The sequence below is a fragment of the Marinovum sp. E3 genome (assembly GCF_055755275.1).
In genome coordinates this window covers 788,631-814,806 of sequence record NZ_CM146908.1, presented here as the reverse complement: position 1 = coordinate 814,806, position 26,176 = coordinate 788,631, and the positions used below count along the sequence as shown (strand labels likewise).

Sequence of the window (26,176 nt, the reverse complement as noted above, 5' to 3'; positions counted from 1 at the left end):
GCGCGGTATCACTGGGAAAACCACCGGATGTCCGCAGCATGAGTGATTTCGAAACCCGACTGACCCGGATTCGCCAGGATCTGCACCGCAACCCCGAGCTGGGGTTTCACGAGACCCGCACGAAGGCCTTGGTGGCCGAGCATCTGCGGGCGCTCGGCCTCGAGGTGCAGGAAGGCGCGGGCGTTGTCGGCCTGCTGCGCGCGGGGCGTGGCAACCGGGCCATCGCGCTGCGTGCCGACATGGATGCGCTGCCGATCACCGAGACCGCGACCCATGGCCCCGTGTCCGCCAGCCCCGGCGTGATGCACGCCTGCGGCCATGACGGCCATACCGCCATGCTCTTGGGCGCCGCCGAGCGGCTGGCACGGGAACAGGGATTTGACGGCACGGTGGTGTTCCTGTTTCAGCCCAACGAGGAACACGGGCTTGGCGCGCAGGCGATGTTGGATGAGGGGCTGCTGGAGCGGGCCGCCTTTGACGAGGTCTATGGCCTCCACAACCTGCCCGGCGCCCCGCTGGGCCAGGTTTCGACCCGCGCCGGCGTGATCTGCACAAGCGAAACCCTGTTCGAGATCACGGTCACCGGCCGGGGTGGCCATGCCTCGATGCCGCAGGTCGGGGTCGATGCGCTGACCGTGGCGGCCGAGATCGTGCTCGCCCTGCAAACCATCGTCGCGCGCAAGCTGCCGCCGGGCAGCGGCGCGGTGGTCTCGGTCACCGAATTCCGGACCGACGGGCAACGCAACGTGTTGCCCGGCCGGGCCCGGCTCAAGGGCGATTTTCGCGCCCGGTCGCCGGAGACCCGGCTCAGGGTCGAGGCGCTGATGCGGCAGATCGCCGAAGGCGTGGCGGCGGCACATGATATCAGGGCCGAGGTCACCTTTGACACGCAATTCGTCGAGACGATCAATGCCGCCGAGCCGGCCCAAGCGGTCTATCGCGCCGCCGAGGCGGCGGGGCTTGCGCTGATCCGCGACCGTGAGCCAATGAGCTTTTCCGAGGATTTCGCCCATTTCGCCGCCGCCCGGCCCGGTTGCTTCCTGTTGCTCGGCAATGGCGAAAGCGGACGACACGGCCAGCCGCTTCATGCCTCGGACTATGATTTCAACGACGCGCTTCTGCCGATCGGCGCGGATCTCTGGGTCCAGCTGGTGCGCGCCCGGCTGCCACCGGAGCCGGGCGCATGACGGCGCCGCCGCGCGGCTTTGCTCCGGCGGAATACGCCGCCCGCACCGCCCGTGCGCAGGCAGCCATGGCCCGCGCCGGCCTGGCGGGCCTGCTGCTGACGACCGAAGCCGAGGTGCGCTATTTCAGCGGTTTCCACACCGCCTTCTGGCAAAGCCCGACGCGGCCCTGGTTTCTCTTTTTGCCGGTCGAGGGCAAACCCGTTGCGATCATTCCCGAAATCGGCGCCGCGCTGATGCGCGCCACCTGGCTCGACGACATCCGCAGTTGGCCCGCCCCCACCCCCGGCGACGACGGCATCAGTCTGCTGACCGAACTGCTCGCGCCGCTTGCCGCGCGGCGCGAGACCCTGGGCCTGATGAAAGGCCACGAGACCTATCTCCGGATGCCGCTTGGCGATTACGAAAGGCTGCGGGCCGGCCTGGCGGGGATCCGGATCGCCGATGCCACCGCGCTCATGCGCGGGCTTCGGATGGTGAAATCCGAAGCCGAGATCGCCAAGATCGCGCATATCTGCGCCATCGGATCGCGCACCTTCGCAAGCGTCGCGGATATCGCCCGCGAAGGCCAGCCGCTGGAAGATTTGTTCCGCGCCTTTCGCCGCGCGGCGCTGGCGCAGGGAGCCGATGATGTGCCTTATCTGGTTGGCGGAGCCAAGACCGGCGGCTACCGCGACGTGATCTCGCCGCCCACGCGCCGGCCGCTGGCACGCGGCGATATCCTGATGCTCGACACCGGCGCCACATGGGACGGCTATTTCTGCGATTTCGACCGCAACTTCGCCATCGGCCCCCCCGGAGACGCCGCCCGCCGCGCCCATGATCGGCTCTGGCGCGCCACCGAGGCCGGGATTGCCGCCGCCCGCCCCGGCGCCAGCTGCCACGAGGTGTTTCGGGCGATGCAGGCGGTGATCGGCGAGAGCGGCGGCGACATCGGGCGGCTGGGGCATGGGCTGGGCATGCAGCTCACCGAAGGCCCCTCGCTCGCCGCCTGGGACGAAACCGTGATTTCCGAGAACATGGTGCTGACGCTGGAGCCCTCGCTGAGCTATGGCGACGGGCGGATCATGGTGCATGAGGAAAACATCGTGGTGCGGGCCGAGGGGGCGGCGCTTCTGACAGAGCGCGCGCCGCCCGAGCTTCCGGTGATCGGAGCGGCCGCGTGAAGCTCGATTTCGACACCGATGGTGGCATCGGCACGCGGGCCAATCTCGGGGTGATCGTGCTCGAGACCGACGAGACGCTCGAGCATGAATTTCCCCGTCTCGTGGTTCGGCCCGGGGTTGCGCTTTATCACACGCGCATCGCCATGGTGCCCGAGATCCGCCCCGAGACGCTGATCCACATGGAGGCGGCGCTGCCCGCCTCGGCCCGGCTGCTGCCCCCGGCGCTGCATTTCGACGCCATCGGGTTCGGCTGCACTTCGGCCTCGACGGTGATCGGATCGGACCGGGTGGCGCTGGCGGTGCAGCGCGCCTGCCCCGGCGCCAGGGTCACCGATCCGCTGGCCGCGACCATTGCCGCCTGCCGCGCCCTGGGGGTGCGGCGGCTGGGGTTCGTGACACCTTATGTCGCCGAAGTCTCGTCGCTGATGCGCCTCAAGCTGGAACTGGCGGGGATCGAAATCGCGGGCTTCGGCTCGTTCGAGGAGGGCAACGACCGGGTGGTGGCGCGGATCACCGGCGCATCGATCCTGCGCGCGGTCGAGGCCGTGGCGGCGCAGACACCCTGCGACGCGGTGTTTGTCGCCTGTACCAACCTGCGCTGCCTGGACGTGCTGGCCGAGGCCGAGGCGCGGATCGGCCGGCCGGTGATCTCGAGCAACCTCGCATTGGCCTGGCATATGCTGCATCTGGCCGGGATCGACGCGCGATGCGACAGGTCGCTGATCCGGCCGCGCTGAGGCCGCGCGCGGGCGTCAGCCTTCGGAGCGCACCGGAAAGCGGTCGCCTTTCTCGGTGATCACCACCAGCCGGTCCTGATCGTCCAGCACATAGATATCGCATCGCGTAAAGCCATTGACGAATTCGATGCAGATCGTGCTGTCCTCGGTGACCTCGTAATAGCCGTAGCCGGTGCCGCCCTCATCGGCATAGGTATAGGTGTAGCGCCCATCCTCGTAGAACTCGGATACGCCGCCGTCATAAAAGGCGATGCTCCGGCCCCGCAGCCGGTTGTCCAGCGCCTGCAACCCGATCTCGCGGTCGCTGTCGCGCCGCATCACGGGTTCGGCCACCACCGAGGTGGTGACAAGGCAGAGGGCTAACAGTAAACGCAACATAAAAAGGCTCCCGGAATTCGTCCCCCGCAGCCTAGCCGATCCGCTCAGGCCGGGGGCACACGATCACGCGACCAGCTTTTCGGCCTTTTTCAGATCGACGGACACCAGTTGCGACACCCCCTGCTCCTGCATGGTCACGCCGAACAGCCGGTCCATCCGCGCCATCGTCACCGCGTGGTGGGTGATGATCAGGAACCGCGTGTCGGTGCGGCGGCACATCTCGTCGAGCAGGTCGCAAAAGCGGGTCACATTGGCGTCGTCCAGCGGCGCGTCGACCTCGTCGAGCACGCAGATCGGCGCCGGGTTGGCGAGGAAGACGGCAAAGATCAGCGCCAGCGCGGTCAGCGTCTGTTCGCCGCCCGAGAGCAGCGAGAGCGTCGAGAGCTTCTTGCCCGGCGGCTGACACATGATCTCGAGGCCCGCCTCGAGCGGATCGTCGCTTTCAACCAGAACGAGGTTGGCCTCGCCGCCGCCGAAGAGATGGGTGAAGAGCATCGAGAAATTGGAATTGACCTGCTCAAAGGCGGTCAGCAGACGTTCGCGCCCCTCACGGTTGAGGCTGGCGATGCCGTTGCGCAGGGTGCGGATCGCCTCTTCCAGATCGGTCTTTTCGGTGACCAGCGTGTCATGTTCCTCCTGCACCTCGCGGGCGTCTTCCTCGGCCCGGAGGTTGACCGCGCCCAGCCCGTCACGCTGACGCTTGAGCCGGTTGACCGTCTCTTCGATCCGCTCCGAGGCGGGCATGTCCTCGGGATTGGTGCCCAGTTTCTCCAGCAGCCGCTCCGGCGTGACTTCGAGCTCATCCTCGATCCGCTCGGCGGCGGCGCGGGTGGTTTCCTGCGCCGCTTCGGCCCGGGCCTGGGCGGCGGCACGGGATTCGCGCGCCTCGGAGGCGGCGCGTTCGGCATCGCGTTCGGCCTGTTCGGCACTGCGCAGCGCGGCCTCGGCGGTGGCCAGGGTATCGGCGGCGCTGCGGCGGCGGGCCTCGGCGGCCTCGATGCTGCCGGCCAGCTCCTCGCGTTGTTCGGCGATCTCCTCGGGTTTCTGCGCGGCCTTGGCGAGATCCGCCTCGCTGGCGGATTTGCGCTCGGTCAGCTCGGTGCTGCGCTTTTCGGCGGTCTCCAGCCGGTGGCGCCAGCCCGAGAGCTCCTTGGTCACCTGCTGGCTTCGGCGGGTGCGCGCTTCGCCCTCGCGGCGCAGTTCGTCAAGGCCGGAACGCCGTGCCATCATCGTCATCCGCGCCGCCTCGACCGTCATCTTGACGTCCTCGACCAGCGCCCGGGCATCGTCGAGATCGGGCAGGTCAGAGGCGCCCCGCTCGGCCTCGCGCAGTTGCAGCGCGGCGGAATGGGCCTCTTCCTCGTGACGCTGAACGGCAAGCCCGAGGCTTTCGAGACGGCCCTCGGCGAGGTTCTTCTCGGCCTCGGCCCGGTTCATCGCCCGGCTGGCATCGTTGAAGGCGCGGTCGGCCTCGCGGCGGGCCTCGCGAGCCTCCTTGTCGGCGCGGGTCAGGTCAGAGAGCCGGCCGGTCAACGCCTCATGCGCGGCGCGGGCGGCGTCCATCCGGGTGGTGGCATGTTCCAGCGCCTGCTTGAGCTCTTCCAGCCGGTTGAGCTGTTCCAGACGCAGGGCGGCGGCCGAGGGCGCATCCTCGGCCCAGGCGCGATATCCGTCCCAGCGCCAGAGATCGCCCTCGGGGCTGACCAGCCGCTGGCCGGGTTGCAACAGCGGTTGCAGACGGGGGCCGTCGTCGCCCCCCACAAGGCCGATCTGGCCCATGCGACGGGCCAGCACCTCGGGCACCGAGACATGCCGAGACAGCGGCGTCACCCCCTCGGGCAGCGGCGGCGGGCTGGTGTAATCCGGCAGGCTGGCCCAGCCGGAAGGGCCGTCGGCCTGCACCTCCGGCGCGCGCAGGTCGTCGGCCAGCGCGGCACCGAGCGCCTTTTCGAAGCCCTGCTGCACCTGCAACCGGTCCATGATCTGACCGCCTTCGGCAGTGTCCCGTTCCAGCAACTTGGCCAGGGCCTGCGCCTCGGCCCGCAAGGCATTGGCCTCGCCCTCAGCCTCGGAGCGTTCGGCGCGGGCCTCGGCCTCGCGCGATTGCGCCTCGGCGCGGGCCTCGTCGGCGGCGGTGAGCGCATCCTCGGCGCGTTGCGCCATCTGCTTGGCGGCCTCTTCGGCGGCGCGGGCAGCGGCCTCGTCCTCGGCGGCCCCGGCCAGCCGGGCCTTCGATTCGTCGACGGCGGCCCGGGCTTTCTGCGCCTCGGCCTCGCTGCGGGCCTGGCGTTTGCGGCTCTCCTCCAGCAGGCGCTGCGCCGATTGGTGGCGGGCAGCGAGCCGGGCGACGTCCTCGGTCTGACGGGTCAGGTCGCCTTCGCGCTCGGACAGCACGGCGGCGGCCTCCTGCGCCATTTCCGTCGCCTCTTCGAGTGCGGCGTCCTGACCCTCACCGGCCTTGGCCAACTCCTCGGCCTCCCATTCCAGTCGCTCGATCGTCTCGCCGGCGTCGCGGTTCAGCCCGGCCTCGCGGTCGATGTCATGGCCGAGCTGGGCAATGCGGTTTTCCAGCGTGGCGATCTTGTCGCGGGCGGCGGCCTCCTGATCGGCCAGGGTGTCGCGCTGCACCTGAAGCCGTTGCAGCACGGCGGTGGCAATCGCCTCTTCCTCGCGCAGGGACGGCAGGGCGGTGTCGGCCTCTTCGCGCGCGCTGGCGGCCTGACGGGCGGCGGTTTCGGCCTGCGACGCGGTGGTGACCATGCCGCGCAGCACCTCTTCGGCGCGCAGCCGGGCCTCATCGGCCTCGCGCCAGCGGCGATAGAGCAACAACCCTTCGGCATGGCGCAGGTCTTCGCCGATGGCGCGGTAGCGGGCGGCCTGTTTGGCCTGACGCGCCAGTTGCGACAATTGCGCGGCGAGTTGTTCGATCACATCGTCGACGCGCAGCAGGTTGGCCTCGGTATTCTTGAGCTTGAGCTCGGCTTCGTGGCGGCGCTGGTAGAGGCCCGAAATACCGGCCGCCTCCTCGAGGATGCGACGTCGGTTCTTGGGCTTGGCATTGATCAGCTCGCTGATCTGGCCCTGACGCACCAGCGCCGGCGAATGTGCGCCGGTCGAGGCATCGGCAAAGAGCATCTGCACGTCGCGGGCGCGCACATCCTTGGCGTTGATCTTGTAGGCAGAGCCGACATCGCGGGTGATCCGGCGGGTGATCTCCAGCGCATCGGCATCGTTGAAACCGGCCGGCGCCAGCCGGTCGGAATTGTCGAGAAGCAGTGCCACTTCGGCAAAGTTGCGCGCCGGCCGCGACGAAGCCCCAGCGAAGATCACGTCTTCCATGCCGCCGCCGCGCATCGCCTTGGCACGGGTCTCCCCCATCACCCAGCGCAGCGCCTCGAGCAGGTTGGATTTGCCGCAGCCGTTCGGCCCCACCACGCCGGTCAGCCCGTCCTGAATCAACAGGTCGGTCGGGTCGACAAAGCTCTTGAAGCCTGTCAGACGCAGTTTTGAAAAGCGCAAAGCTCTGGCCTCTCGATTGCCCGGGTTCACCCCGGTGATTCCGGTTTTCAGCCAGTGTGAGCCTTGGTGTTGTGGCCTGTCAACGGTCTGACACAGGATGTGGGGATAAGGCCGGGGTTATCCACAGGATTTCGGCTGAAATCAGCCTTTTGTCAGCCACAGGTGAAGATCACGTCGCTTTCTCCGGTGCGGTAAAGCGCCGAGACGGTGCCGGTACAGATCGTCCGCCGGCGCGGTTGCGGCGGCGTCTTGTGCCCTGCGCCACAGTTCAGCCCGGCCAGGAGCACCGCAGGATCGCCCCGGAGCCAGGCCACCTCGCAGCCGGTGACGCGCAGGATGGCGCGGCCGCCGTTTGTGGCAACGTCCTCCATTCGCACGCCGGCCATCGGATTGGTGCGGATCGCCTCGGCCATGCCGGCGCGGGTGCGGATATCGAAGGTCATCCCCCCTTCGGCAACCGGCACCGGGGCCACGCCAAGATGGCGCAGCCCCGGGCCGTTACAGCCTGAAAGCAGGATCAACAGAGGAAACAACGCAAATCGATCCATGCCTCAGAGGTAATGCGGAAGGCGTTAACAATAGATTACCATAGGAAGAACATTGTTGCGGATTTCGTGCAATTGTTTCGCATCCTTGCCCATCGCTTGCCCCGCCCCGCCTGCGGTCATATAATTTGACCAATTATCCGGAGCCGCCATGCCCTTCCAACCCATCCAGCCCGAAAAGCTCTCGACTGCCGTGACCCGGCAGATCGAACAGCTGATCCTGCGCGGCATCCTGCGTCCCGGCGAGCGTCTGCCCTCGGAACGCGAGCTTTCGGAGCGGCTGGGCGTGTCGCGCCCCTCGCTGCGCGAGGCGATTGCGGAATTGCAGGCCAAGGGGTTGCTGTCGTCCCGCGCCGGTGCCGGAATATTTGTCGCCGATGTCCTGGGCTCGGCGTTTTCGCCGGCACTGGTGCAGCTCTTTGCCAGCCATTCCGAGGCGGTGTTCGATTATCTCTCGTTCCGGCGTGACATGGAGGGGCTGGCGGCCGAGCGGGCGGCTCGGCTCGGCTCGGACACCGATCTCAAGGTGATCCAGACGGTCTATGACAAGATGGTCGCCGCCCATGCCAAGCGCGACCCCAGCGACGAGGCGGCGCTGGATGCGGAATTTCACCTGTCGATCATCGAAGCCAGCCACAATGTCATCATGCTGCACATGATGCGTTCGATGTATCAACTGTTGCGCGAAGGCGTGTTCTACAACCGTCAGATCATGTTTAAGCAACGGCTGACCCGTGAGATGCTGCTCGAGCAGCACCAACGGATCAACAGCGCCCTCCAGGCGCGCGACGGCGGCGCGGCACGGGCGGCGATCGAGGCGCATCTCGATTACGTCGAGGCGGCGCTGCGCGACGATGTCCGGGCCGAACGCAACGAGGCGATCGCCCGGCAGAGGTTCGAGCACGAACAGAGCCGCAAGGTCTGACACGGCAACCGTCTGCAACGGCAAAACGCCCGAAGCGCGGGGCTCCGGGCGTTTTGTCAATCGGTCGGATGGGGTCGCCCCCGCCGCATCAGTGCAGCTTGGCTTCCACCGTCGAGATCGAGTCGTCGATCAGGCGGTTGGCCTCTTCTTCGGTCATCTGCTTTGCGATCACCTCGCGCGCGGCGGCGACGGCCACCACGACGGCGCGGTCACGCACCTCCTTGACCGCGGCGGCACGGGCCGAAGCGATCTGGTCCTCTGCGCCGGCCAGACGGCGAGCGATCGAGGCTTCGATGTCCTTCTTGGCGGCGTCACCGGCGATGCGCGCCTCTTCCTTGGCGTGGTCGACGATGCGCTGCGACTGGGCTTTCACCTCTTGCTGCTTGCGCTCGTAAGAGGCCAGCAGGGTCTGCGCTTCCTCGCGGATGGCGCGGGCTTCGTCCAGCTCGCTGCGGATACCTTCGGCCCGCTTGTCGAGCATCCCCGCCAGCAGCGCAGGCACCTTGAAGTAGATCAGGATCGCGATGAACAGCAGGAAGGCCAGCACCACGATGAAATCGGTGTTGCTGAGCGAAAAGAACGGGCCGGGGGCAGCCAGCGCCGGGCTGGCCGAGATCGAGCCAGAGGCAATCAGCGCCACTGTCATGAGTTTGCGCATGTCTTACCCTTTCGTCCGTTCGGCCACGGCCGCATCGAGTGCGGCGCTGTCCGCACGGCCACCCAGCGCGGTGACGAGCGCTTCCGCGGTGTCCCGCGCAACCTCTTTCACGTTGTCGAGCGCACCGGCGCGAATCTCGGAGATCGCCTTCTCCGATTCCGCCGTGCGGGCGGCGATTTCGGCATCGGCTTTGTCGGTTGCAACCTTCAGTTCGGCTGCGATTTCCGCCTTGGCCTCGGCGATGATGTTCTGGGCCTCGGCACGGGCATCCGCCAGCGCCTTGTCATAGGCCTGTTCGGCCTCACCGGCCTGACGCTTCAGCTCTTCGGCCTTGGCGAGGTCGTTGGTGATGGTTCCCTGACGTTCCGCCAGAACCGCCGCGATGCGCGGCAGCGCGATGCGGGACAGGACGAAATAGATCACGGCCAGCGTGATCAGGAGCCAGAAGATCTGGTTGCCCCAGTGATCGAAGTTCAGCTGCGGCATGCCGGGAGCGGATGCGGCGGCGTCAGCCCCGTATTCGCCAGCGGCCTCTGTGGTTACTGTTGCCATGTCGTCCTCCTTGGGAAGTCCGGTTACCAGCGGTCGGGCGACACAGGTCGCCCGACCGAGGCGTAAGGATCAGTCTTCCGTAAGGCTTAGACGGCGAACATCAGCAGCAGAGCAACCAGGAACGAGAAGATGCCCAGGGCTTCTGCGAAGGCGATGCCGATGAAGAGGGTCGCGGTCTGCGAAGCAGCTGCGGAGGGGTTGCGCAGCGCGCCGGCCAGGTAGTTGCCTGCGACGTTGCCCACACCGATTGCGGCTGCGCCGGAACCGATAGCTGCGAGACCTGCGCCGATGTGTGCGAGTTGACCTTCCATGGGTGTATCTCCTTACGATTGGAAGTTGGAATTCAGGGGTGTTCCGGGCGGAGAGAAGCTCCGCCCATATTGCGTAGGGTGGGTTTCTCAACCCACCGCAGGCTTAGTGCGACGGGTGCAGTGCGTCCTTGAGGTACACGCATGTCAGGATGGTGAAGACATAGGCCTGGATGAAGGACACGAGGATTTCGAGACCGTACATCGCGGTGATCGCCACGACCGAGATCGGCGACACGACGGCGATGGCGGCAAAGCCGGCAAAGACCTTGATCACGGCGTGGCCGGCCATCAGGTTGCCCGCCAGACGAATGGAGTGGCTGACCGGGCGCACGAAGTAGGAAATCACCTCGATCACCGCCAGCACCGGGCGCAGCGCCAACGGCGCGGAAGCGACCCAGAACAGCCCGAGGAACTTGGAGCCGTTCTTGACAAAACCCACCACGGTCACGGTGACGAAGACCAGCAGCGCCAGCACCACGGTCACGGCGAAATGCGAGGTGGTGGTGAAGGACATCGGGATCAGGCCGAGGAAGTTGGCGAAGACGATGAACATGAATAGCGTCATGATATAGGGGAAGAACGCCAGCGCGTCCTTGCCGGCCACGTCTTCGACCATCTTGTAGACAAAGCCGTAGGCCAGCTCGCCGACCGACTGGGTGCGCGACGGGATGATCGCACGGCGCGAGGTGCCCAGCACCATCAGGGCCACGACCGCGAGCACCGCGAGGAACATCCAGAGCGTCACGTTGGTGATGGTGAACATGCCCACCTCGGAGCCGCCAAACAGCGGCTTGACGATGAATTGGTCCATCGGGTGGAAAACCAGCCCGCCCTCTTCGGCACCTTGCGCTTCAACCGCCATTATCGTCCCTCTCGTGCTCTCCGGCCGTGTCGGCCGATTGGTCCTTGGGCTGGAACTCCTTGGCCGTGCGCAGCATGGTCTGCACCCCGGCGGCAAAGCCCAGCAATGTAAACAGCACCAGAAAGATCGGCAGCGTGCCGAACAGGCTGTCGAGCCCGAATCCGATGCCAAAGCCGATCCCCAGACCGGCCACCAGTTCGATCACCATGCGCCAGCCCATCTGGGCCTGCGAATAATGCTCTTCCTGATGGGGTTTGGCCTCCCCGCCCTTGAGCTTGGCGATGCGCTCGTCGAGCGCTTCCAGCCGCTTGCGATGCTCAAGGTCCGGCAAGCTGTCCCCCTTGGTAATTCCTGCCGCTGTGCTAAGGCGGCGGCGGCGGCGAGTCAATAAGCGGTGAGCGCCTTTGGCCCAGCCGTCAACTTATTGATATTGCACGACCTTAGAGGAGCTCCCGGCAAGCCTGTCAAACCGTCGCAGGCCGCGGGCGGGCCGATTGCGCCGCTTTGCCATATTCAACTGATCGGTTGATCTTGCCCGCTGCGCCACTTGACCGGGCCCGGCGCAGTGGCTACCTCGGCGGCTGTGACACCGACAGCCTCCCTCGACGCGGTCTTCGCCGCGCTTGCCGATCCCACCCGCCGCGCGATCTTGTCGATGCTGCTCGAGGATGACATGGCGGTGACCGATGTGGCCGATCCCTTCGACATGTCGCTGGCGGCGATCTCCAAGCACTTGATGATCCTGACCCGCGCCGGGTTGATCAGCCAGGAAAAGCGCGGCCGGGTGAAATGGTGCAAGCTGGAGCCTGACGCCCTGCGCGCCGCCAGTGTCTGGATGCAGGGCTTCGGCCGGTTCGAACCGGTCAACCTCGACGCTTTCGAGCGTTTTCTGGCGGCGGAGCTGCCACAGCGAGAGTGACGGCTCAGGCCGGTGTGACCTCGCGTTGCGGCTCCGGCCGCAACAGGAGCCCCAGCGCCAGCACCGTAAGCCCCACCCCGATCAGCACCAAGGACACCGGCGCGCCATGGCCCAGCCCCAGCTCCCACAAAAGCACCCAGGAGGGGGTGAGATAGGTATAGGCCATGACCTTGGAGGCCGGCAGCCGCAGCGAGGCGACTTGCAGCAGGATGAAGGTGGCGACGGTGGCGAAGGTCGCGATATAGGCCAGCGCGATCCAGACCAGCGGCGGCAGAGCGGCCCAGTCGGTGGCCCGCAGATCGCCCCAGCCATAGACCGCCACCAGCAGCGCCCCGGCAATCAGGATGCCGGTGGTGAAGACGACCGGCGGCTCGCCACGGTTGAGCCTGGCCATCAGCGGCGGATAGACGGCATGGCAGATGCAGCCGAGGAAATAGATCACCTCCCCGCGTCCAATCTCGAATTGCACCAGTGCCGCCCAGCTGCCTTGGAAGATCACCCAGAGTGCACCGCTGGCCCCCACCGCCAGCCCCAGCGCGATGCGCGGCGTCAGGCGCTGGCGCATCAGCAGATAGCCGAAACCCGCCGCGATGATCGGGGTCAGGGTAAAGACCGCCGCTGCGCTCACCGGCGCCGCCGTCTTGAGGCCCTCGAACATCAGCACGAAATAGGTGGCGAAAAATCCCGCCAGCACGAAATAGCGCCAGGGCGCCGCCAGATGTGCCCGGCGAATCCGACCGGTGGCGATGGCCACCGCCCCGGTCAGGGTCGCGGCCAAAAGGAACCGCGCCGCCTGAAGCGCCGTCGGCGCGATCTCGTTCGCCACCAGCCCGCCAAGCGAAAAGGAGCCGGCCACCAGCGCCGAGAAACACAACATGGCCAGATGGCCCTTGGACGCCTCAGTCATTCAGCGCGCAGCACTTTTCCCACTGTTTGGCATGGGATTTCAGATATTTCAGAAAGGCCTGGACCTTGGCCGCACGGTGCAGGTCGACATGGGTGACCAGCCAGAGCTGCGAGGCCCATTCGTCGCGCGCCGGCATGATCTCGACCAGATCGGGGTGCCGCCTGGCCTCGAATACCGGCACGAACCCGATGCCCGCGCCGGCGACCACGGCTTCGGTGTTGGCGCGCATGTCGGTGCTGCGGAAGACACAGGCGCTTTCGGGCACCTGATCGCGCAGCCAGCGGTACATCGGCGCGCGGCTGTTGAGATCGTCGTGACAGACAATCCGGTGCTGCGCCAGATCGCTGTCACGCTCGGGTTTGCCATGTGCCTTGACGTAGGCCTTCGAGGCATAAAGCGCGAAGGGATGGCGAAAGAAGGGCTGGACCACGTTGTCGGGCTGTTCCGGCGCCGATCCAGCGCGGATCGCCACATGCGCCTCGCCGTATTCCAGCCGGAACAGGCGGTCGCCGGTCAGATAGCGCAGCACCACATTGGGATAGTCGCGCTGGAACTCGGCCAGCACCGGGGCGAACATCCCCGCCATGCCGACCAGCGAGGTGACGACCAGCTCGCCCGAGACGCCCTCGCCCCGGCCCTTGATCCGGCCCTGCAACTGGTTGAATTGATCCTCGGTGGCCTGCGCCACCCGCAGCAGATCCTCGCCCGCCTCGGTCGGGGTATAGCCGCGGGCATGGCGCTGGAACAACTTGGCGCCGAGCTGCGCCTCGAGCGCGTCGATATGGCGGATCACCGTGGCATGATGCACCCCCAGCGCCTCGGCCGCGCCGCTGACCGTGCCGTGCAGGGCCACCTGAAACGCGGTGCGCACCTCTCCCCAATTGTCCATCAGATACCTCCACCGAATACTTATGTGCAAAAATCAACAAGTCCTGTTGATATGCGGCAATTGAGTTCATGAATGCAAGAGCCAACTCTAGGTGCAGATCAAACCCGGAGACATGACAATGACCACCACCACCCTTTTGCGCATCGACGCATCCGCCCGCAAGGCCGGCTCGGCCACCCGCGTTCTGACCGAGAGCCTGACCGAGACCCTGGCGCCCGAGCGGGTGATCACCCGCGACCTGGCCGAGACACCGCTGCCGCAGATCGACGAGACTTGGGTCGCTGCCAATTTCACCCCCGCCGCCGACCGCAGCGAGGCGCAGAACGCGCGTTTGGCGCAATCCGACGCGCTGGTGGCGGAATTGCAGGCGGCCGATACCATCGTGATCGGCCTGCCGGTCTACAACTTCGGCGTACCGGCCGCGCTCAAGGCCTGGATCGACCTCATCGCCCGCGCCGGCGTGACCTTCCGCTACACCGCCGAGGGCCCCGAAGGGCTGTTGACCGGCAAGAAGGTGATCGTGGCCTTCGCTTCCGGCGGCGTGCAGCTGGGCTCGGATTACGATTTCGCCTCGACCTATCTGCGCCACGTGCTGGGCTTTGTCGGATTGACCGATGTGAGCATCATAACCGAACAGGCCGACGCCGCGCAGTTCGCGGCCTGATCCGGCGGCGCCGGGGGGCTCTGCCTCCCGGCCTGCGGCCTCCCCCACGGTATTTTCGAACTGAAGAAGACCGGATCGCGCAGGGCCGCGGCGGCGGTGCTTGACTCGCCGCCGCCTTTTGCCTATTCCCCGCGGCGATACCCGGAAGACTTGCACCTTCCGGTCCCTTGGGCTTTGCCCGGGATCGCCTCCCACCAGCGCGTTGCGCCCGTGGGGGCGTTTGTGCTTTGTGCGGTCGGCTCTTATGTGAGTTGACGAGGAAACCAGATCGGGAGGCTTGAGAGCCGCATGTTCGAGAACCTGTCAGACCGCCTCTCCGGCGTCTTCGACCGCCTGACCAAACAGGGTGCGCTGAGCGCCGATGACGTCAAGACCGCCCTGCGCGAGGTGCGGGTGGCGCTGCTCGAGGCCGACGTCTCGCTGCCGGTGGCGCGCAGCTTCATCAAGGCGGTCGAGGAAAAGGCCACCGGTGCCGCTGTCACGAAATCGGTCACGCCGGGCCAGCAAGTCGTCAAGATCGTCCATGACGAATTGATCGAGGTGCTGAAAGGCGAAGGCGAGCCCGGCACGCTGAAGATCGACAATGCCCCGGCGCCGATCCTGATGGTCGGCCTGCAAGGCTCGGGCAAGACCACCACTACCGGCAAGCTGGCCAAGCGGCTCAAGGACCGCGAAGGCAAGAAGGTGCTGATGGCCTCGCTCGACATCTATCGTCCGGCGGCAATGGATCAGCTGGCGGTGCTCGGCCAGCAGGTCGGCGTCGACACGCTGCCCATCGTCAAGGGCGAAAACGCGGTGCAGATCGCCAAGCGCGCCAGGCAGCAGGCCATGCTGGGCGGCTATGACGTCTATATGCTCGATACCGCCGGCCGCCTTCAGATCGACGACGTCCTGATGAAAGAGGTCGAGGACGTCCGCGATGTCGTCAGCCCGCGCGAGACGCTTCTGGTGGTCGACGGGCTGACCGGTCAGGTCGCCGTCGAGGTGGCCGAGGAATTCGACGGCAAGATCGGCATCTCCGGCGTGGTGCTGACGCGGATGGACGGCGACGGCCGTGGCGGCGCGGCGCTGAGCATGCGCGCGGTGACCGGCAATCCGATCAAGTTCGTCGGCCTCGGCGAGAAGATGGACGCGCTCGAAACCTTCGAGCCTGAGCGGATCGCCGGCCGTATCCTTGGCATGGGCGACATCGTCGCGCTGGTCGAGAAGGCGCAGGAAACGCTGGAGATCGAACAGGCCGAGCGTATGATGAAGCGCTTCCAGAAAGGCCAGTTCAACTTCAACGACCTCAAGATGCAGATGGAGCAGATGCTCAAGATGGGCGGCATGGAGGGCATGATGTCGATGATGCCCGGCATGGGCAAGATGGCCAAACAGGTCGAGGACTCGGGATTCGACGACAAGGTGATCCGCCAGCAGATCGCGCTGATCAACTCGATGACCAAGAAGGAGCGCGCCAATCCCAAACTGCTTCAGGCCAGCCGCAAGAAGCGGATCGCCAAGGGCGCCGGCATGGAAGTTTCCGACCTCAACAAGCTCATGAAGATGCAGCGCCAGATGGGCGACATGATGAAGAAGATGGGCAAGATGGGCAAAGGCGGCATGCTGAAACAGGCGATGCGCGGCATGTTCGGCGGCAAGGGGGGGCTCCCCCCGGAAATGGCGCAGGGTATGGACCCCAAGGCGCTGGAAGCCGCGGCCAAGCAGATGGGCGCCGGCAAGGGGGGCGGTCTGCCCGGCCTTGGCGGCGGCGGCCTGCCCTCCGGTCTCAGCGGGTTCGGCAAGAAGAAGTAACCGATGCTTTCGCCCGTCACCCTCCCCTGCCCCGGCGCCGATATCGCTGCCGCCGCGCGTGCCACCCTGCCGGTGCTCGCGACAGAGCGGCTGTTGCTGCGCGCCCCGGAGGTGACGGATTTCGCCCTGTTCAGACGGCTGTTCTCGGCACCGTCGGCCAAGTTCATGGGCTCGGTTCCGGGCGATGACGCGATCTGGGCGCAGTTCACCAATTACGTGGCGGGCTGGCTGTTGCGCGGCGACGGCATGTTCACCGTCTGCCACGAAGGCGCACCGGTGGGCTTTGTCTTTGCCGGGGTCGAACCGGGCGACGAGGCGATCGAGCTGGGCTTTTTCATCGCTCCCGAAGCGCAGCGGCAGGGCTTTGCCTACGAGGCGGCGACGGCGGCGCTGGCGCACCTGCGATCGCTCGGCCCGGATCGGATCGTGAGCTACGTGGCGCCCGACAACCGGGCGAGCCGGGCGCTGGTGGCGCGGCTCGGCGGTAGCGAGACCGGCAGGCTCGACGGGGCATTGGTGTTTTCTTATCCGCTGGCCGATGCCGGCGCGCAGGAGGCCCGGCCATGAGCCTGCGGCTCGAGACCCAAAGGCTGATCCTGCGCCCGCCCGCGCCGCGCGACGTGCCGGCGATGACCGAGTTCTATGTCTCGGAACGGTCGCAATATGCCGGCGGCTTCGTGTCGCGCGCCAGGGCCTGGGGCCATGCGGCGGCGATCCTCGGCCATTGGCAGATCCGCGGCTACGGCCTCTGGATGGTGACCGAAAAGGCGGATGACACGGGCCTTGGCATGGTGGGGCCGTACTGCCCCGATGGCCGCCCCGAGACCGAAATCGGCTGGTGTCTGTTCGAAGCGGCCGAAGGCCGTGGCATCGCGGCCGAGGCCGCGCGGGCGGCCATTGCCGATGCCCGCGCGCGGCTGGGCTGGACCGAGATCGTGCATTACATCACACCGGAGAACACCCGGTCGATCGCGCTCGCCGAACGGTTGGGCGCGGTGCTGGACACTGCCGCCGCGCAGCCCAAGCCCGACACCCCTTGCCTGGTCTACCGCCAGCCCGCGTCCGCCGGGCGCGACGGCCCCCAGACGGCCCGGGGCATCGACATGGAAATCAGCCACGACGCCGACCCGCTGTTACAGCCGAAAGGATATGCCCTTGACTGACGCCGTCACCCGCGCTGCCGCGCTGCTCAAAGGCCACCGCGAAAGCATCGACCGGCTTGATGCGATCCTCGTCTATACCCTGGGCGAGCGGTTCAAGCACACCCAGGCGGTGGGCAAGCTCAAGGCAGAACACGATCTGCCCGCCTCGGACCCGGACCGCGAGGCAAACCAGATCGCGCGGCTCGAGGACCTGGCGGTCCAGGCCGATCTCGACCCGGAATTTGCCAAGAAATTCCTCAACTTCATCATTGCTGAAGTCATTCAGCATCACAAGCAGCACCAATCCTGACCGGCGCAGCGCCGGTCACGACACGCCATTCAAAGGAGATACACCAATGGCCATCAAACTTCGTCTTGCACGTGGCGGTTCCAAGAAACGCCCCTTCTACCGCATCGTCGCCGCCGACAGCCGCATGCCGCGCGACGGCCGCTATATCGAAAAGCTGGGCACCTATAACCCGCTGCTGCCGAAAGACAGCGAAGACCGCGTGAAGATGGACATGGAGCGCGTGCAATACTGGCTCGACCAGGGCGCCCAGACCACCGACCGCGTGTCGCGTTTCCTCGAGGCGGCCGGCGTCGTCGAGAAGAAAGAGCGCGCCAACATGAAGAAGGCCGAGCCGGGCAAGAAAGCCCAGGAACGCGCCGAAGAGAAAGCCGCCAAGGCGGCAGAAGCGGCAGAAGCTCCGGCCGAGGAGTAATCGGCCGCCGGGGCCCGGGCATCGCGCCCGGGCCTCTTTGCCTTCCGTGCCCATGCGCCTGCTCCGGTTGATCCTTTTTGTGATGGTTGCTTTCGTCTCGGGCGTGTTGTTCGAACGGCTGGCGCAGCGCGAGGCCTGTGAAACCGCCGGCGGGCAATGGCTGCGCGCCGGATATTGCGGAGAGATGTCCCGATGAGCGATCTGGTTTGTGTCGGCGCGATTGCGGGCGCCTTCGGCGTGCGCGGCGAGGTGCGCCTCAAGAGCTTTACCGCCGATCCCACCGCGATTGCCGAATACGCGCCGCTGATCACCGAGGACGGCGCGCGGAGCTTCGATCTCGATCTCGGCCGCCCGGTCAAGGGCGGCTTTGCCGCGCGGCTGTCGGGCGTGATGACCAAGGAACAGGCCGACGACCTGCGCGGCGTGCAGCTCTTTGCGCCGCGCGACCGGCTGCCGGACTTGCCGGATGATGAATATTACCACGCCGATCTGATCGGGGTGGAGGTCTTTGACACCGGCGGCGCGCCGCTGGGCCGGGTCAAGGCAGTGCACAACCACGGCGCCGACGATCTGCTGGAAATCCACGGCCCGGGGCTCAAGACCACGGTGCTTCTGCCCTTCACGCTGGCCGCGGTGCCGACCGTCGATCTGGCCGCCGGTCGGATCGTCGCCGACCCGCCCGAAGGGCTCTTTCCCGACAAGGGCTAGGCAAAGGCCCCCCGCACCATCAAGGCGCGGATGTTGATCAGCTGCCGCTCGCGCCCGGGGCCGCGGTGATGCGCCTCTGCCGGGATCGCCGCCCAGGCCCTGAGCAGGCGATGCCGGGTGTAGAATCGCGCAATCTCCGGCGAGAGCGCCGGATATTCCGCCGCAAAGACCCGTTCCCAGGGCTCCGGCATGAGCCGCAGCTCGGGCGGCAGACGCCGGACATGCAACAGCAGATCGGCCCAGAGCTCGCCGATGTCGCGGTCGGCGGGATGCCGGCGCAGATTCTCGAAATCGATGCCGGTGACCCTGCCTTCGTCAAAGAGCAGGTTGGCCAGGGTCAGATCGCCGTGCAGGCAGGCGCGCCGGACCGCGCGGCCCCGCAAGCCGTCGGCCAGGCTGCGAAGCTGCTCCAACGCCGCCGCATAGCCGGCGGGTTCGGCGCAATCGGGCGCCGGCGGCAGCCGGTCGACCGCGCCCCGGGCATCGAAACGGCCGGCGCTGACCTCGCGCGCGGCATGCAGCCGGTCGAGCCAGGCGGCGGCCCGGGCGAGGATCTCTTCCGGCGCCACGCCGGCCAGCAGCGCCATGCGCCCGGACCGCCCCGGCACGAACTCCAGCAACAGGGCCCGGCAGGCTTCGTCGAACCCCAGCAACCGCTGCGCCGCCAGCCCCGGGTGCCGGCGAAAGATCCGCGCAGCCTGGCGATGCGCCCGGACGATGCGGCGAAACCGGGGCAGATCGGCCTGCGGGAACAGCTTGAGCACCACATCCCCCACCCGCCAGACATCGGGGCCCAAGAGCTCGACATCGGTGGGACCGGTCTCGGGGCGCAGCGCGGCCCAGGCGCGCAGGGGCAGGTCGGCAAGGATCATGGCGGCATTGATGCGGCATTTGGCCGGGCGCGCAAGCCAGGGGGTCTTTGCAGGCGCAGATTGGCAGGCTAAGGAGCGCACATGACACAGCCAAAGTCCCCTCCGAGCAAGTCCCATGGCCGCAAGGCCGTGCGCCCGACCCTGACTCCGCAGCCGCTGATGACCGACACGCCGGACCTGCACGACGTCTGGCGGGCCAGCGTGATCACGCTGTTTCCCGAGATGTTTCCCGGCGTTCTGGGCGGATCGCTCACCGGGCGGGCGCTGAAGGACGGCAAATGGCAGCTCGACACCGTGCATCTGCGCGATTTCGGCGAGGGTCGGCACCGCAATGTCGACGACACCCCCGCCGGCGGCGGCGCCGGCATGGTGCTGCGCGCCGACATCATGGGCCGCGCCATCGAACATGCCTTGCGCAAGGGGCCCGGCCCGCTGATCTATCTCAGCCCGCGCGGCCGGCGCTTTGATCAGGCGATGGCCCGCAGCCTGGCCACCACGCCCGGCGCGATCTTCATCTGCGGCCGCTTCGAGGGGCTCGACCAGCGGGTGATCGAGCATTACGGCATCACCGAAGTCAGCCTTGGCGATTTTGTCATGACCGGCGGCGAGCTGGCGGCACAGGCGGTGATCGACGCCACGGTGCGGCTGCTGCCGGGCGTGCTGGGCAATGAAGCCAGCGCCGAAGAGGAAAGCTTTTCCAACGGCCTGTTGGAACATCCGCATTTTACCAAACCGGCGGATTGGCAAGGCCACAAGATCCCCGACGTGCTGCTCTCGGGCCATCATGGCGAGATCGCCAAATGGCGTCAGGCGCAGTCGGAAGCGATCACCCGGGCGCGCCGGCCCGACCTCTGGGAGGCCTGGCTGGCGCAGCAAGGGTGACAACACCGGCGGCCCGCGCGGCTACAACGACCGGCGGCCGGCCCGATCTGCGCGCCCTTGTTTTCGCCGTGCCTGCGCACGTCGACCGGCTGGGGGCTCTGCCCCCAGACCCCCGGGATATTTTGGCCAGAAGAAGCAGCCTGGCCCTGCGCTCCAGACAGATCGCGCGGATAATTCGGCGGAGCGCCGGCGGGACTGCCGATGGCGCGCCAAGGAGTCGAGACCCCGAGGCGGCCCTTGCAGCCATCCGTGCGCCATCGGAGGCCTTGCCTGCGGAGGATTGCCGGGTCGGGCCGCTTTTCGCTTGAAAACTGCCCGGTTCTCTGGTTTACCGCGCGCATCCCGCGCCATGCCGGTTTTTGTCGATTCCCGTCTGCTTCTGGCGGGGCTTGCAAATGCCACCCTGGCAAGGCGTGTGACCGACGACAGCAAAGCCGACCTGATCTCTGGCGGGCGCGACATGCGGACCCGAGAGAAGACCGAGAGCTCTGAGGCCGACCACCTTCACGGGCAAAACCGTGAGCGACATAGGAGAGGATCAGATGGATCTGATCGCAGAACTCGAGGCGGAACAGATCGCCTCGCTCGGGAAGGAGATTCCCGATTTCAAGGCCGGCGACACCGTGCGCGTCGGCTACAAGGTGACCGAAGGCACCCGCACCCGGGTGCAGAACTACGAAGGCGTCTGCATCAGCCGCAAGAACGGCGAAGGCATTGCCGGATCGTTCACCGTCCGCAAGATTTCCTTCGGCGAAGGCGTGGAACGTGTGTTCCCGCTCTATTCGACCAACATCGACAGCATCACCGTGGTGCGCCGTGGCCGTGTCCGCCGTGCCAAGCTGTACTACCTGCGCTCGCGCCGCGGCAAATCGGCCCGCATCGCCGAGGACGCAAACTACAAGCCCAAGTCTTCGGGCGCCGAAGCGTAAGGAGTGGCGAGATGAAAAAAGACACCCATCCCGATTACCACGTCATCGACGTCAAGATGACCGATGGCACCGTCGTCCAGATGCGCACCACCTGGGGCAAGGAAGGCGACACCATGACGCTGGACATCGATCCCAGCGCGCACCCGGCCTGGACCGGCGGCAACACCCGCCTGATGGACCAGGGCGGCCGCGTGTCGAAGTTCAAGAAGAAATACGAGGGCCTCGGGTTCTAAGCACCCGTGCATTCCACGCGTTTTGTGGCTGCCCCCGGAACCTCCGCGGGCAGCCATTTTCATTTGTGCCTGCTCTTTTGTGAAAGCGAGTTTAACCATGTCGACCCTCTCCCTCTCCCGCGCGCCCTCGCTTTGGCGCGAAGGCCTGATCCTCGGCGCGCTGGTCATTCCCGGCCCCTTTGCGGTGGACATGTTCCTGCCGGCCATGCCCGACATCACCCGCGATCTCGGTGCCTCGGTCGCCGCGACGCAGATGACGCTGACCGCCTATTTCATCGCCTTCGGTCTGGCGCAGATGATCTATGGCCCCTGGTCGGATGCCGCGGGGCGCAAACCGCCGATTTATGCCGGGCTGGGGGTCTTCCTGCTGGGCACGCTGGCCTGTGCCCTGGCGCCCTCGATCGGCGTGCTGATCGCGGCGCGGGTGGTGCAGGCGATCGGCGCGGCGGTGTTGATGGTGGTGCCGCGCGCAATCATCCGTGACCGGCACACCGGCGATGCGGCGACCCGGATGATGGCGATGATCATGCTGGTGATGTCGGTCTCGCCGATGCTGGCGCCGCTCGCGGGCAGCCTGATCATGGGGGTCGGCAGCTGGCGGATGATCTTCGGCGTTCTGGCCGCCGCCGGCGGCCTGGCGCTGGTGCTGAGCCTGCGCGCCCTGCCCGAGACCCTGGTGCCGGAGGCACGCCAGCCGGTCAACCTCGGTTCGATGCGGCGCGGCATCGCGCTCCTGTCGCGCGATCCGGTGTTCATGGGGCTGACCCTGGTCGGCGGTTTCGGCATGGCGAGCTTTTTCGTCTACCTGGCGATGTCGCCCTTTGTCTTTACCGGCGCCTACGGGCTCAGCCCGCAGCAGTTCAGCCTGGCCTTTGCGGTCAATGCCATGGGCTTTATCGCCGCCTCGCAATTCGCCGCCACCCTGGGCGCCCGCTTTGGCGCGGCGCGGGTGGTGATCTGGGCGACCTTCGGCTTTGCCGGCTTTGCGGTGCTGCTTGGTCTCTGGGCGTTTCTCGGCGCGGTGCCGCTGTTCGGGCTGATCCTCGGGCTGGCGCTGGGCAATGCCTGCCTCGGCCTCGTGGTGCCGACCTCGATGGTGCTGGCGCTGGACCCGCACGGGCCGATCGCCGGTCTCGCCTCGTCCTACGGCGGCACGTTGCAGATGGTGGTGGGCGGTGTGATGATCGGGCTGACCGGGCTGGTCTTTGACGGCACGCCCGAACGGCTGATCCTGGCCATCCTGATCTGTGCACTGCTGGCGGTTACGACCGTGCTGGCGACGCGCGGCGGACGCGCGCGGGGCTGACAGCGCCGGGTTTCGCCGCGCCTGCGGGGTCGACCGGCCGGGAGGCTTTGCCCCCGGACCCCGGGCCGCCCCGACTCGCACACCGGGGGGCTATGCCCCCCCACCCCCCCACCGGCATTTGCAAACAGAAGAAGACCGGATCGGCGAAAAACCCCGCGCGGGCTCTTGTACGTGCTCCGGGTTGATGGGAATAAGCGGCCACTCAGAGCAGCAGGTGTCAGGGCAGAGAGGCTAACCCATGGCGCACAAGATCGTTGTCGGCAATGAAAAGGGCGGCGCGGGGAAATCCACCGTGTCGATGCATGTGGCCACCGCATTGGCGCGGATCGGGCACAGCGTCGGCGTGGTCGATCTCGACCTGCGCCAGAAGACGTTCGGCCGCTACATGCACAACCGGCTGAGCCATATGGCCGAGGCCGGGCTGGCGCTGCCGACACCGCAATATCACGACGTGCCGGCCACCGAAGGCGACGAAGACGCCAAGATCCACGGCGCGCTCGCGGCCTTGGAACCGGTCTGCGACTTCGTGCTGATCGACTGCCCCGGCTCGCACACCCGGCTGAGCCAGCTGGCGCATTCGCTGGCCGACACCCTGGTGACGCCGCTGAACGACAGCTTCGTCGATTTCGACCTGCTGGCCCATATCGACACCGAAGGCGACAAGATCACCGGGCCATCGGTCTATTCCGAGATGGTCTGGCGCGCCCGCCAGGAGCGCGCCGTCGCCGGCGGCAAGCCGATCGACTGGGTGGTGCTGCGCAACCGGGTGGGCGCGCAGCAGATGGTCAACAAGATGAAGATGGAACAGGCGGTGCAGAAGCTGTCAAAGCGGATCGGCTTTCGCGTCGCACCCGGATTTTCCGAACGGGTGGTGTTTCGCGAGCTGTTTCCCCGCGGGCTGACGCTGCTCGATCTCAAGGATGCCGGGGTGCGCCAGCTCAACATGTCGAATATCGCCGCGCGGCAGGAATTGCGCGAGCTGATCAAGGCGCTGAACCTGCCCGGGGTCGCGGTCAACTTCTGACCACAGGCGGCGGAGCGCTCACGTCGCGGTGATCGCGCCCGTGGCGGGGTTCTCTCGCGCCGCTCAGGCAGGCAAGCTGGGGCGACGAGACCTTCAAGGGCCTGCCGATGCTGAACCGCCGCAGATTTCTGACCGCCGCCGCCACCGCGCCGTTCCTGCGCCCGGCGCGGGCCGCCGGCGATGCGCCGGATTTTGCCACAAGAGACGCCGCCCGGGCCTGGCGCGCGGCGGGCGGCCGGCTGGACGCGGGCCAGCGTTTTACCGCCGGCGGCATTGGCTATCTCTGGCAACCGGGCGCGCGCTGGATCCCCGACATGGCCGACGTGGTGCCGCTGGGCGCCCCCCGGCCGGAGCATTTCGGCGCCCTGCCCGACCTGCGCTGGCGACAGCTGCGCGAGGGCGACCTCGACGGGCTGAACGGCGCCGTCTACGGGCCGCTGCGCGCGGGCGGCAGCAATGCGATCAACGGCTTCCTGCTGGCCGATCGCTATGCCCGCGCGCAGGGCGCCGGCCGCTGCCGGGCCGAAGGCGATTACCTGGTGCGCAGCTACAGCCGCGTCCGGGCCGGTGGCCGCGAGGACCGCTGGGCCTTTCCCTTCTTTGCAGAGCGGCCCGAGCAAATCCGCGTCGCGCTCTATCGTGCCGAGGTCTTTGCAGCGCTGCGCCATGACCCCGGGCTGGACCGCGCCGCGCTGGCCGAGCAGGTGCATGTCGAGCTGTCGCCCGCCGACTATGAGATCGAGCTGTCCCCCGACGGGCTGGGCGGCGTGCTACATTACCGGCCGGAGGCGGGCCAGTATATCGACATCTGCCGGCAGTTCGACCTGACCGCCGAATGGCGGCACAGCGGCGTGCTCTGGACCGATTTCCAGACCTTTCAATGCGGCCTGAACCTCGCGGCCTCGGGGGCCGCCTGGGAGGGTGACCGGATCATCGGACGGTACAGCTACTACGGCTCGAAACCGGCGAACCGCGGACAGAATGGCGTCGTGGCCGGGGCGATCACCGGCTATTACACCACCGAGGCCCAGCCGCGCCGGCGCGATGTCCGGCTGCGGGCGCGAGTGTGCCGTGCGGCCTCGGTGCGGGGCGACGAGAACGACCGTTATGTCGACAGCGACCCCTCGATCCTGACCGCCGCAGTCGGCTGGATCGACAGCCCGGTGTTTCAGGTCGGCACATTCGGCCGCACCAACACGCCGAGCAACATGTTGTTTCTGGCCCATTGGAGCGGCCGTTACCGGCCGCCCGCCGGGCGCGAGACGCTCGACAAAGCCGGCTATCCGCTGACCGAAACCTGGCACCCGGAGAATGTGACGCTGGAGTTTCTCAGCCCGATCGACCGGGCGACACATGGCTTTACCAAGGGCTGGGAACTGGCCGCCGTGGCCGGGGCTGATGTCGGCCGGGCAGAGCATGTCGGGGTCAGCCATCCCTATTGGATCGGGGTCGGCGATGTCTCGGATGCCTTTGCCAATCCGGCCCAGCGCGGGCGGGTGAACCGCGCGCCGATCCGGGTGGGCCACCAGACCGCGATCGAGATCGCGCCCGATCCGGAGACGGAATATTATGGCGTGCTCTACAAGGGCACCGGCACGTCGAAATTCGAAACTTATCCCGGCACCGACATCGCCATTCAGCGCCATGGCGAGCTCAACGTCACCTGCGAGGGCCACAGCATCGCGGCGGTGCGGGGCACGCTCGAAGCAATCCGCCTGCGCCAGTTCCGCGGTCGGGTCGATCTGGGCGATTGCTGGTTGACCGGCGCGCGAAAGGCGCTTTACGCGCTCGGGGGCGAAGGCCGCTGGACCGGGCGCATTCATCGGTACGACGGGCTGATCCACAGCCAGAACCACGCCTTTGGGCGGCTGGAGGGACCAGTCTTTGCCGGCACCGCTGAGCGCCGCACCGGGCCGCCCGACCGAGGCGGGCCGGCGGTCTTTGCCGAAGGGCAGGTCTTTGCCACGCGCACGCGGGCGGCGGCGCAGGCCGGCGCGCAATGGCTTCCGATCGAAGCGCTGAGCGATCCCTGGCACGATATCAACGCCGGCGACAGGCTGGATATCGCGGCGCCGGACGGCAGGCTCATCAGCGTCTATGCCACCGGGCTTTTCGTCAATGGGACGGTCCGGATCGGGATCACCCCGCTGCCGCTGGACGTCGCGGCGGGAACGACGGTCAGGATCGATCAGAGCGCGGCGCTGGAAATCGCAAGCGCGCCGCGAACCGCCACGCGCTTGCGGCTTTTCACCTCGGTCGGGCGGATAAGACGCACCCCGTTCTGAGCAGGTGCCGCGCCAATGCGGCATTGGCCCCTGCCGAAAAACAGGCGCCCGCGAAGGCGGGAA

At 67.1% G+C, this 26,176-nt stretch carries 29 protein-coding genes; 18 read left to right on the top strand and 11 right to left on the bottom strand.

The features are described from left to right. Positions 1-38 precede the first annotated feature (38 nt). Genes AC0J5K_RS04015 through AC0J5K_RS04005 form a run of 3 tightly spaced genes read left to right on the top strand, consistent with a single transcriptional unit; the run spans position 39 to position 3,087 of the window. Positions 39-1,187: an amidohydrolase gene (locus tag AC0J5K_RS04015; protein WP_274565568.1), complete on the top strand. Its 1,149-nt coding sequence runs from the start codon at positions 39-41 to the stop codon at positions 1,185-1,187. Next, complete coding sequence (locus tag AC0J5K_RS04010) at positions 1,184-2,350, top strand: M24 family metallopeptidase (RefSeq protein WP_274565569.1); 1,167 nt, start codon at positions 1,184-1,186, stop codon at positions 2,348-2,350. The genes AC0J5K_RS04015 and AC0J5K_RS04010 overlap by 4 nt, the downstream gene beginning before the upstream one ends. Then, a complete protein-coding gene (locus AC0J5K_RS04005; protein ID WP_074834545.1) occupies positions 2,347-3,087 on the top strand; it encodes a maleate cis-trans isomerase family protein in 741 nt (246 codons plus the stop codon). Before AC0J5K_RS04010 ends, AC0J5K_RS04005 begins: the two co-directional genes overlap by 4 nt. A 15-nt stretch (positions 3,088-3,102) precedes the next feature. Here AC0J5K_RS04005 and AC0J5K_RS04000 read toward each other — a convergent pair whose 3' ends face one another. The 3 genes from AC0J5K_RS04000 to AC0J5K_RS03990 form a co-directional block, all read right to left on the bottom strand. Next, positions 3,103-3,465 (bottom strand): hypothetical protein, encoded by a 363-nt coding sequence (locus tag AC0J5K_RS04000; protein WP_053083323.1) that lies wholly within the window; start codon positions 3,463-3,465, stop codon positions 3,103-3,105. 63 nt (positions 3,466-3,528) lie between these two features. Continuing rightward, the gene (locus AC0J5K_RS03995; RefSeq protein ID WP_274565570.1) at positions 3,529-6,984 is read right to left on the bottom strand and encodes a chromosome segregation SMC family protein; all 3,456 of its coding nucleotides are present in this window, start codon (positions 6,982-6,984) and stop codon (positions 3,529-3,531) included. Positions 6,985-7,136: 152 nt separating this feature from the next. Then, positions 7,137-7,427 (bottom strand): hypothetical protein, encoded by a 291-nt coding sequence (locus AC0J5K_RS03990; RefSeq protein ID WP_274565571.1) that lies wholly within the window; start codon positions 7,425-7,427, stop codon positions 7,137-7,139. Positions 7,428-7,680: 253 nt separating this feature from the next. Here AC0J5K_RS03990 and AC0J5K_RS03985 point away from each other — a divergent pair, with 253 nt between their 5' ends. Then, entirely contained in the window at positions 7,681-8,454 is a 774-nt protein-coding gene (locus AC0J5K_RS03985) for an FCD domain-containing protein (protein ID WP_048530174.1), read from the top strand. An 88-nt stretch (positions 8,455-8,542) separates the two neighbouring features. Here AC0J5K_RS03985 and AC0J5K_RS03980 read toward each other — a convergent pair whose 3' ends face one another. The 5 genes from AC0J5K_RS03980 to AC0J5K_RS03960 all read right to left on the bottom strand — a co-directional run bounded on the left by AC0J5K_RS03980 (position 8,543) and on the right by AC0J5K_RS03960 (position 11,168). Then, complete coding sequence (locus tag AC0J5K_RS03980; RefSeq protein ID WP_048530172.1) at positions 8,543-9,112, bottom strand: F0F1 ATP synthase subunit B; 570 nt, start codon at positions 9,110-9,112, stop codon at positions 8,543-8,545. 3 nt (positions 9,113-9,115) lie between these two features. Continuing rightward, entirely contained in the window at positions 9,116-9,664 is a 549-nt protein-coding gene (locus AC0J5K_RS03975) for a F0F1 ATP synthase subunit B' (RefSeq protein WP_274565572.1), read from the bottom strand. Positions 9,665-9,750: 86 nt separating this feature from the next. Next, a complete protein-coding gene (locus AC0J5K_RS03970) occupies positions 9,751-9,975 on the bottom strand; it encodes a F0F1 ATP synthase subunit C (RefSeq protein WP_022572950.1) in 225 nt (74 codons plus the stop codon). 103 nt (positions 9,976-10,078) lie between these two features. Beyond that, positions 10,079-10,837: a F0F1 ATP synthase subunit A gene (locus AC0J5K_RS03965; RefSeq protein WP_048530166.1), complete on the bottom strand. Its 759-nt coding sequence runs from the start codon at positions 10,835-10,837 to the stop codon at positions 10,079-10,081. Then, a complete protein-coding gene (locus AC0J5K_RS03960) occupies positions 10,827-11,168 on the bottom strand; it encodes an AtpZ/AtpI family protein (protein WP_048530162.1) in 342 nt (113 codons plus the stop codon). The genes AC0J5K_RS03965 and AC0J5K_RS03960 overlap by 11 nt, the downstream gene beginning before the upstream one ends. 252 nt (positions 11,169-11,420) lie before the next feature. On the opposite strand from AC0J5K_RS03960, the gene AC0J5K_RS03955 reads away from it, so the two are divergent. Continuing rightward, positions 11,421-11,756, top strand: a complete 336-nt coding sequence (locus AC0J5K_RS03955; RefSeq protein WP_274565573.1) for an ArsR/SmtB family transcription factor — start codon at positions 11,421-11,423, stop codon at positions 11,754-11,756. Positions 11,757-11,760: 4 nt separating this feature from the next. On the opposite strand, the gene AC0J5K_RS03950 is transcribed toward AC0J5K_RS03955, so the two are convergent. Together AC0J5K_RS03950 and AC0J5K_RS03945 are read right to left on the bottom strand one after the other, a co-directional pair. Beyond that, complete coding sequence (locus tag AC0J5K_RS03950; RefSeq protein ID WP_274565574.1) at positions 11,761-12,663, bottom strand: DMT family transporter; 903 nt, start codon at positions 12,661-12,663, stop codon at positions 11,761-11,763. Next, entirely contained in the window at positions 12,656-13,552 is an 897-nt protein-coding gene (locus AC0J5K_RS03945; RefSeq protein ID WP_048530159.1) for a LysR family transcriptional regulator, read from the bottom strand. Before AC0J5K_RS03945 ends, AC0J5K_RS03950 begins: the two co-directional genes overlap by 8 nt. 118 nt (positions 13,553-13,670) lie before the next feature. Between AC0J5K_RS03945 and AC0J5K_RS03940 the strand changes: the two genes are divergently transcribed. The 7 genes from AC0J5K_RS03940 (at position 13,671) to rimM (ending at position 18,582) form a co-directional block, all read left to right on the top strand. After that, positions 13,671-14,216, top strand: a complete 546-nt coding sequence (locus AC0J5K_RS03940) for an FMN-dependent NADH-azoreductase (RefSeq protein ID WP_074834854.1) — start codon at positions 13,671-13,673, stop codon at positions 14,214-14,216. A gap of 288 nt (positions 14,217-14,504) precedes the next feature. Further along, a complete protein-coding gene (ffh, locus tag AC0J5K_RS03935; protein WP_274565575.1) occupies positions 14,505-16,010 on the top strand; it encodes a signal recognition particle protein in 1,506 nt (501 codons plus the stop codon). A gap of 3 nt (positions 16,011-16,013) precedes the next feature. Next, positions 16,014-16,577 carry a GNAT family N-acetyltransferase gene (locus AC0J5K_RS03930; protein WP_274565576.1) on the top strand — a complete coding sequence of 188 codons (564 nt, stop codon included), beginning with the start codon at positions 16,014-16,016 and terminating at the stop codon, positions 16,575-16,577. Further along, entirely contained in the window at positions 16,574-17,173 is a 600-nt protein-coding gene (locus AC0J5K_RS03925; protein ID WP_082154397.1) for a GNAT family N-acetyltransferase, read from the top strand. Before AC0J5K_RS03930 ends, AC0J5K_RS03925 begins: the two co-directional genes overlap by 4 nt. Beyond that, entirely contained in the window at positions 17,166-17,462 is a 297-nt protein-coding gene (locus AC0J5K_RS03920) for a chorismate mutase (protein WP_048530151.1), read from the top strand. The genes AC0J5K_RS03925 and AC0J5K_RS03920 overlap by 8 nt, the downstream gene beginning before the upstream one ends. Before the next feature lie 46 nt (positions 17,463-17,508). Next, positions 17,509-17,874, top strand: coding sequence for a 30S ribosomal protein S16 (gene rpsP, locus AC0J5K_RS03915; RefSeq protein ID WP_048530149.1), 366 nt, complete (start codon positions 17,509-17,511; stop codon positions 17,872-17,874). 192 nt (positions 17,875-18,066) lie between these two features. Then, a complete protein-coding gene (rimM, locus tag AC0J5K_RS03910) occupies positions 18,067-18,582 on the top strand; it encodes a ribosome maturation factor RimM (RefSeq protein ID WP_274565577.1) in 516 nt (171 codons plus the stop codon). On the opposite strand, the gene AC0J5K_RS03905 is transcribed toward rimM, so the two are convergent. Beyond that, a complete protein-coding gene (locus AC0J5K_RS03905) occupies positions 18,579-19,454 on the bottom strand; it encodes a phosphotransferase (RefSeq protein ID WP_274565578.1) in 876 nt (291 codons plus the stop codon). The two genes, rimM and AC0J5K_RS03905, sit on opposite strands and share 4 nt — an antisense overlap. An 81-nt stretch (positions 19,455-19,535) precedes the next feature. On the opposite strand from AC0J5K_RS03905, the gene trmD reads away from it, so the two are divergent. The 6 genes from trmD to AC0J5K_RS03875 all read left to right on the top strand — a co-directional run bounded on the left by trmD (position 19,536) and on the right by AC0J5K_RS03875 (position 26,113). Beyond that, positions 19,536-20,336 carry a tRNA (guanosine(37)-N1)-methyltransferase TrmD gene (gene trmD, locus AC0J5K_RS03900; protein WP_048530146.1) on the top strand — a complete coding sequence of 267 codons (801 nt, stop codon included), beginning with the start codon at positions 19,536-19,538 and terminating at the stop codon, positions 20,334-20,336. A 542-nt stretch (positions 20,337-20,878) separates the two neighbouring features. Beyond that, the gene (gene rplS, locus AC0J5K_RS03895; RefSeq protein WP_048530144.1) at positions 20,879-21,265 is read left to right on the top strand and encodes a 50S ribosomal protein L19; all 387 of its coding nucleotides are present in this window, start codon (positions 20,879-20,881) and stop codon (positions 21,263-21,265) included. A gap of 11 nt (positions 21,266-21,276) precedes the next feature. After that, on the top strand, positions 21,277-21,498 hold the full coding sequence (rpmE, locus tag AC0J5K_RS03890) for a 50S ribosomal protein L31 (protein ID WP_048530142.1): 222 nt from the start codon (positions 21,277-21,279) through the stop codon (positions 21,496-21,498). 97 nt (positions 21,499-21,595) lie between these two features. Beyond that, positions 21,596-22,804: a multidrug effflux MFS transporter gene (locus tag AC0J5K_RS03885; protein WP_274565579.1), complete on the top strand. Its 1,209-nt coding sequence runs from the start codon at positions 21,596-21,598 to the stop codon at positions 22,802-22,804. A 238-nt stretch (positions 22,805-23,042) separates the two neighbouring features. Then, positions 23,043-23,828, top strand: a complete 786-nt coding sequence (locus tag AC0J5K_RS03880; RefSeq protein ID WP_074834525.1) for a division plane positioning ATPase MipZ — start codon at positions 23,043-23,045, stop codon at positions 23,826-23,828. A 107-nt stretch (positions 23,829-23,935) separates the two neighbouring features. Continuing rightward, complete coding sequence (locus tag AC0J5K_RS03875) at positions 23,936-26,113, top strand: hypothetical protein (protein WP_274565580.1); 2,178 nt, start codon at positions 23,936-23,938, stop codon at positions 26,111-26,113. Positions 26,114-26,176 lie beyond the last annotated feature (63 nt).

Excerpts from the sequence above, each read along its gene's own strand:
- AC0J5K_RS04015 (WP_274565568.1), top strand. The coding sequence starts at position 39 with ATGAGTGATTTCGAAACCCGACTGACCCGGATTCGCCAGGATCTGCAC.
- AC0J5K_RS04010 (WP_274565569.1), top strand. The coding sequence starts at position 1,184 with ATGACGGCGCCGCCGCGCGGCTTTGCTCCGGCGGAATACGCCGCCCGC.
- AC0J5K_RS04000 (WP_053083323.1), bottom strand. The coding sequence starts at position 3,465 with ATGTTGCGTTTACTGTTAGCCCTCTGCCTTGTCACCACCTCGGTGGTG.
- AC0J5K_RS03990 (WP_274565571.1), bottom strand. The coding sequence starts at position 7,427 with ATGACCTTCGATATCCGCACCCGCGCCGGCATGGCCGAGGCGATCCGC.
- AC0J5K_RS03985 (WP_048530174.1), top strand. The coding sequence starts at position 7,681 with ATGCCCTTCCAACCCATCCAGCCCGAAAAGCTCTCGACTGCCGTGACC.
- AC0J5K_RS03980 (WP_048530172.1), bottom strand. The coding sequence starts at position 9,112 with ATGCGCAAACTCATGACAGTGGCGCTGATTGCCTCTGGCTCGATCTCG.
- AC0J5K_RS03975 (WP_274565572.1), bottom strand. The coding sequence starts at position 9,664 with ATGGCAACAGTAACCACAGAGGCCGCTGGCGAATACGGGGCTGACGCC.
- AC0J5K_RS03970 (WP_022572950.1), bottom strand. The coding sequence starts at position 9,975 with ATGGAAGGTCAACTCGCACACATCGGCGCAGGTCTCGCAGCTATCGGT.
- AC0J5K_RS03965 (WP_048530166.1), bottom strand. The coding sequence starts at position 10,837 with ATGGCGGTTGAAGCGCAAGGTGCCGAAGAGGGCGGGCTGGTTTTCCAC.
- AC0J5K_RS03950 (WP_274565574.1), bottom strand. The coding sequence starts at position 12,663 with ATGACTGAGGCGTCCAAGGGCCATCTGGCCATGTTGTGTTTCTCGGCG.
- AC0J5K_RS03945 (WP_048530159.1), bottom strand. The coding sequence starts at position 13,552 with ATGGACAATTGGGGAGAGGTGCGCACCGCGTTTCAGGTGGCCCTGCAC.
- AC0J5K_RS03940 (WP_074834854.1), top strand. The coding sequence starts at position 13,671 with ATGACCACCACCACCCTTTTGCGCATCGACGCATCCGCCCGCAAGGCC.
- ffh (WP_274565575.1), top strand. The coding sequence starts at position 14,505 with ATGTTCGAGAACCTGTCAGACCGCCTCTCCGGCGTCTTCGACCGCCTG.
- AC0J5K_RS03930 (WP_274565576.1), top strand. The coding sequence starts at position 16,014 with ATGCTTTCGCCCGTCACCCTCCCCTGCCCCGGCGCCGATATCGCTGCC.
- AC0J5K_RS03925 (WP_082154397.1), top strand. The coding sequence starts at position 16,574 with ATGAGCCTGCGGCTCGAGACCCAAAGGCTGATCCTGCGCCCGCCCGCG.
- rpsP (WP_048530149.1), top strand. The coding sequence starts at position 17,509 with ATGGCCATCAAACTTCGTCTTGCACGTGGCGGTTCCAAGAAACGCCCC.
- rimM (WP_274565577.1), top strand. The coding sequence starts at position 18,067 with ATGAGCGATCTGGTTTGTGTCGGCGCGATTGCGGGCGCCTTCGGCGTG.
- AC0J5K_RS03905 (WP_274565578.1), bottom strand. The coding sequence starts at position 19,454 with ATGATCCTTGCCGACCTGCCCCTGCGCGCCTGGGCCGCGCTGCGCCCC.
- trmD (WP_048530146.1), top strand. The coding sequence starts at position 19,536 with ATGACACAGCCAAAGTCCCCTCCGAGCAAGTCCCATGGCCGCAAGGCC.
- rplS (WP_048530144.1), top strand. The coding sequence starts at position 20,879 with ATGGATCTGATCGCAGAACTCGAGGCGGAACAGATCGCCTCGCTCGGG.
- rpmE (WP_048530142.1), top strand. The coding sequence starts at position 21,277 with ATGAAAAAAGACACCCATCCCGATTACCACGTCATCGACGTCAAGATG.
- AC0J5K_RS03885 (WP_274565579.1), top strand. The coding sequence starts at position 21,596 with ATGTCGACCCTCTCCCTCTCCCGCGCGCCCTCGCTTTGGCGCGAAGGC.
- AC0J5K_RS03880 (WP_074834525.1), top strand. The coding sequence starts at position 23,043 with ATGGCGCACAAGATCGTTGTCGGCAATGAAAAGGGCGGCGCGGGGAAA.
- AC0J5K_RS03875 (WP_274565580.1), top strand. The coding sequence starts at position 23,936 with ATGCTGAACCGCCGCAGATTTCTGACCGCCGCCGCCACCGCGCCGTTC.